The organism is uncultured Lamprocystis sp., from assembly GCF_903933125.1.
Classification (GTDB): domain Bacteria; phylum Pseudomonadota; class Gammaproteobacteria; order Chromatiales; family Chromatiaceae; genus Thiodictyon.
The window spans coordinates 1-4,682 of the sequence record NZ_CAIZIZ010000416.1 but is presented as its reverse complement, the minus strand read 5'-3'; the positions used below and the strand labels follow the sequence as shown (position 1 = coordinate 4,682).

4 protein-coding genes are annotated in these 4,682 nt (G+C 66.3%); 3 read left to right on the top strand and 1 reads right to left on the bottom strand.

Going from position 1 to position 4,682, the window contains the following annotated elements; translation table 11 throughout:
• Positions 1-222: 222 nt before the first annotated feature.
• Positions 223-1,239, top strand: a complete 1,017-nt coding sequence (locus tag QZY03_RS22135; protein WP_295584655.1) for a Uma2 family endonuclease — start codon at positions 223-225, stop codon at positions 1,237-1,239.
• 204 nt (positions 1,240-1,443) lie between these two features.
• Here the strand turns inward: QZY03_RS22135 and QZY03_RS22130 are convergent, their stop codons facing one another.
• A complete protein-coding gene (locus tag QZY03_RS22130) occupies positions 1,444-3,477 on the bottom strand; it encodes a sigma-54-dependent Fis family transcriptional regulator (RefSeq protein ID WP_295584654.1) in 2,034 nt (677 codons plus the stop codon).
• 386 nt (positions 3,478-3,863) lie between these two features.
• Here QZY03_RS22130 and QZY03_RS22125 point away from each other — a divergent pair, with 386 nt between their 5' ends.
• Both QZY03_RS22125 and QZY03_RS22120 read left to right on the top strand, forming a co-directional pair.
• Complete coding sequence (locus QZY03_RS22125) at positions 3,864-4,085, top strand: hypothetical protein (protein WP_295584652.1); 222 nt, start codon at positions 3,864-3,866, stop codon at positions 4,083-4,085.
• Between the two features lie 354 nt (positions 4,086-4,439).
• On the top strand, positions 4,440-4,610 hold the full coding sequence (locus QZY03_RS22120; protein WP_295584651.1) for a hypothetical protein: 171 nt from the start codon (positions 4,440-4,442) through the stop codon (positions 4,608-4,610).
• Positions 4,611-4,682: the final 72 nt, after the last annotated feature.

The following is a 4,682-nucleotide window of genomic DNA, read 5'->3' as shown; positions in this document are numbered from 1 at the left end:
GCGCTTATCCACCCTACAGAACCGGCCCCGCTGTAGGGTGGATAAGGCGCGCCGCTCGGTGTCAGGGACCCGGCACGCCGGTCGTGCGCGCTGCATCCACCAAGGGGCTGCGTGATGCTGCCCAAATTTGGAATTGCTGCCGGCAGCGCCCGCGGGAGCCGGTCCCGCCCGCTTCGTGCTAAGCTTGGGCTCTGCGATTCCAACACTGGACGCCTGCCGCCCATGTCCTCCAGCGCTGCCACCCAACCCGCACCCGCGTCCGCGACCCCGCCGCCCCGCCGCCTGCCCGCGGCGGACCCCACACCGCGCTCCGCGGACGGTCTCCTGGTCTCGGAGGCGGTCTACTGGGCCGAGTATTACCTGGAGTCGGACCACCATTACGAGTGGAACAATGGCCGCCTGGAGGAGAAACCGGTGTCCGATTTCGAGACCTTTCTGGTCTATGCCTGGTTCAGCGAGTTGGTGCGGCACTTCCTGCGCACCCACCCGTGCGCGCAGCTGGTCGGCTTGGAGATGGGTTTCCGGCTGCCGCTGCCAACCGGCACCGTCATCCGCAAGCCCGATTTCGGCGTGGTGCGCAACGACAATCCCCAGCCGCTGCTGCCCTTGGATTGCTCCTACCGCGGGGTCTTCGACCTCTGTATCGAGGCCCTGTCCGACCAGGAGCGAAGCGGCATCGAGCGTGATACCGTCATCAAGAAGGCCGAATACGCTGCCGGGGGCGTACCCGAGTATTACATCCTGCACCAGAACCCCGCTCACCAGGCGTTCTACACCCGCACCCCGGCCGGGTTCTATACGCCCATCGCACCGCAGGCCGGGGTGATCTGTTCGCGGGTGCTGCCGGGGCTGCAATTCCGCCCGACCGACCTGGCGCGCCGACCGGAGCTGGAGGCGTTGCGCGACGATCCGGTTTATGCCGGTTTCGTCCTGCCCGGCTGGCGCGCGGATCGGGAGCAGGCGGCGACCGAAGCGCGGCGGGCCGATGCCGAGGCCCAGGCCAAACGCGAGGCCGTGAACCGGGCCGATGCCGAGGCGCAACGGGCCGATGCCGAGGCGCGGCGGGCCGATGCCGAGGCCCAGGCCAGACGCGAAGCCGTGAACCGGGCCGATGCCGAGGCCCAGGCCAGACGCGAAGCCGTGGACCGGGCCGATGCCGAAGCCCAGACCCGGCAGCGCCTGGAGCACGAACTGGCGGCTCTGCGGGCACGCCTCGCGCAGGGTCAGTCCGACGGCTGAGCCGCGCCAAGCCGCCAAGTCGTGCCATGCTGTTCCCGATGTCCGGCCGGTTTTATAGCGTTCGGACGTGATAACCGGATGTAGGGGCGGGTTTCAAACCCGCCCCTACACCAAGGGTCTGTCCGGATATCAGGTAGGAAGGCGATATCTCGATTTCGATTACGACAACGACCGAGACGCCAAAGGCGTTCCCTAATGGTTAGGTCAGCTTGGCGCGATCCCATAGCGGCGGATCTTCCGGTAAAGGGTGTTGCGGCTCATGTTCAGCGTCTCGGCGGTGCGCGAGATGTTCCAGCCGTGGCGGTCGAGACAGTCGCGGATCAACTGGATCTCTGCCGCCTTGAGCGGGCCCTCGGCGCCCGCCGGCAGCGCCTGCGGATCGGCGATCACCGCGGGTGCCGGCGCGGCGGTACGCGGCAAGCGCGGCAGATTGAGATGATCGACCTCGATGATGCCCTGCTCGCAGAGCGCCACCGCGGTGCGGATGACGTTGCGCAGTTGCCGGATGTTGCCTGGCCACTCGAAGGCCAGCAGCGCCGCCATGGCCGCCGGGGTCACGCGCAGTTCGGCGCCGGTGTCGTTCTGCGCCTCCAGCACCCGCAGCACGAGTTCTTCCAGATCGCCGCGCAGCCGCAGCGGGGTCAGATGCAGCGTGATGCCGTTGAGCCGGTAATACAGGTCCTCCCGAAAGCCCCCATTCACCACCAACTGGGCCAGGTCGCGGTGGCTGGCGGCGAGGATGTTGATTTCGACCTGCACCGGCCGCTCGGCCCCCAGCGGAATGACCTCCTGCGTCTCCAGGACGCGCAGCAGGCGCGACTGCATGGCGGGCGGCATGTCCCCGATCTCGTCCAGGAACAGGGTACCGCCGCTGGCCTCCACGATCTTGCCGCGCCGACCCTCCCGGCTGGCCCCGGTGAAGGCCCCGTGCTGGTAACCGAAGAGCTCGCTCTCGATCAGGGCCTCCGGGATGGCGGCGCAGTTCAACGCGACGAAGGGCCGGTCGCGCCGCTCGCTGGCGCGGTGCAACGCCTGAGAGAACAGTTCCTTGCCGGTCCCGGTCTCCCCGTGAAGCAGGATGGGGATGCGCTTGTTCATCACCCGCCGCGCGCGCGCCGCGGCCTGCTGCATGCCGGGGTCACTTCCCGCCAGGGTCTCCAGGGTGCACAGGTCGGCACGGCAGGGGTTCGGCCCGATGGTCGTTGCCGCCACGGCGGCGGGGACCCGCGGATCGGCGCGGCGCTGGGGTTTGCGGTACTGGTAAACGAAGCCGAACAGGCGTCGTCCGCGGGCCTGATCGTGCAACTCGCGGATCGTACCCCCCTTGCTCGGCATGCCAAGCAGGAGCGGTTCGAGGTCGCCGGACAGGAGCTCCGCCAATGCGCGCCCACGCAGCGCTGCCCGGTCGCCGACCCCCAGGAGACCGGGTGCCGCCCCATTGACCGCCAACACCTGGTTGTCCTCCCCGAGCGCGATCAAGCACTCCTGGGCCAGGCCGATGCCCTCCGGCCGGTCGTGCAGGCGCAGTACCCGGCGGTCGCGATACTGCCGCAGGAAGTGCTGATTCTCCAGGATGCTGGCCGACTTGCAGACCAGCGCCCGCGCCAGTGCCTGGCCGGAGCGGGAGTCCTCGGCCGCGCAGCAGGAGGCGTCCAGGACACCCAGGAGGCGGCCGTCCGGGTCGCGGATGGGCGCGGCGGAGCAGGTCAGGTCGATGTTCTGGCGCAGAAAGTGGTCCTCGCGGTGGACCGTCACCGGCTGGCCCTCCACGATGCAGGTGCCGATGCCGTTGGTGCCGAAGCGCGCCTCCCCCCAGTCCGCGCCGGTCCACAGGCCGACCGCCCGCAATTCCCGCTCCAGGGCGCGGTCGGAGAGATGCCGCAGGATCACCCCCTCCGCATCGGTGAGGATGACGGCGTACCCGGAACCGGCGAACGACTCCAGCAGGATGCGCAACTCCGACTCCGCCAGGCGCACCAGCGCGGCCAGCGGCTCGGCACGTTCACGCAGCAGGCCGCTATCCAGCACCTGGACCTCGCGGGGCCGCAAAGGGTCCAGATCGGGCTGGGCAAGACAGCGCTGCCAGGATTGCAGGATCGTCGGCGAGAGGTCCAGACCCCCGCTGCCGCCGGGGTGATCCGTCTCGGTCAAGCCCCCGGCCGCGCCGGGCGCCTGACCGTACGCGGCGGCAGCCGAGAGCTTGTGGGCGTGCCGTTCGGAAAGGGTCGATGTCACCATGGTGTCCTCTGCGCCCAGTGGATGGGAGCGGGTCGCGGGGCTTGGCCCGAACCCGCGTGGGGGTTGGTGCCTGATGGCCCTTTTGTTGTAGTCGTCGGACGTGATAACCGGATGTAGGGGCGGGTTTCAAACCCGCCCCTACACCAAGCGTCTGCGCGGATATCAGGTACGAGGGCAATATCTGGCGCTTTCCCGACGTGCAGGGCGCGGCGGGGCCTGATCGGCGAAGTCTAGTGGTTGCCGTCGGTTACTACAAATGATCAATATTGATCGGGTGCCGACTGGTGCGGGGCGACAGCATTTGGAATGGCTGCTCTTCCAGTGAACATACAGGGGCCTTATGTGATACTGCGATCGTCGTCCCATTCCATCCCCGGAGTCCGCATATGAACGCCGTCGATCTGATCGCCCATGAAGCGACCGCACTGCCCGCGGCCCTGCAGGCCGAGGTCATGGACTTCATCGGCTATCTCAAGACGCGCCACCCCCAGGCCCCCGCGGTTGCCGCCGACGACGCCAAGCTGGCCGAGTTGACCGCCTTTTTTGCGCCCTACCGCAAGGACTTCGGCAGCTTCGTCTTCGATCGGGACGAAGCCAATGCCCGGTAGCTTCATCGACTCCAACGTCGTCCTCTACAGTGGGCCTTGAACCTGGTTCCGGCCACGTGGCCTCATAGGGTAGACACGCGCAGCGCAGTCTACCAGCGACTGCGCGGGATTCGGTGGACTGCGCTGTCGCTTGTCCACCCTACGGCCGGAACGATGATCAAGGCCCTCAGAAGTCAGCGGGAAGTCGGCCAGGATGTATTAAGTAAACTGTCCCCGGAATTCCCCGGAATTCGTCCCGGAATTCGTCCCCGGAATTCGTCCCCGGAATTCCAAAATTTCAACCTTGTACCGCAGTAACAAAAAATGCTAAAATGACGAGTTACAAGTAAAAAACTCCGAATCAGGAGGCAAATTATGCTCACAGCGAGAGATGTTGCCCAATTCTTCATCATGAAAGGCTTGGATGATGAAGAGTCTGGCATTTCAAATCTGAAATTGCAAAAACTACTTTACTATGCAAAAGGATTTCACCAAGCAATTGGCCTTGATCGTCGTTCCGGCCACTTGGGCGCGCCGGGTGCGTAGTCAGGCCATCCTGGCCTGACACTGTCAGGGCTGGAAGCCCTGACTACGCATACCGCCGGCCGGGATTACGAT

Bases quoted from the DNA above. Each gene is read 5' to 3' on its own strand.
- QZY03_RS22135 (WP_295584655.1), top strand. From the start codon at position 223: ATGTCCTCCAGCGCTGCCACCCAACCCGCACCCGCGTCCGCGACCCCG.
- QZY03_RS22130 (WP_295584654.1), bottom strand. From the start codon at position 3,477: ATGGTGACATCGACCCTTTCCGAACGGCACGCCCACAAGCTCTCGGCT.
- QZY03_RS22125 (WP_295584652.1), top strand. From the start codon at position 3,864: ATGAACGCCGTCGATCTGATCGCCCATGAAGCGACCGCACTGCCCGCG.
- QZY03_RS22120 (WP_295584651.1), top strand. From the start codon at position 4,440: ATGCTCACAGCGAGAGATGTTGCCCAATTCTTCATCATGAAAGGCTTG.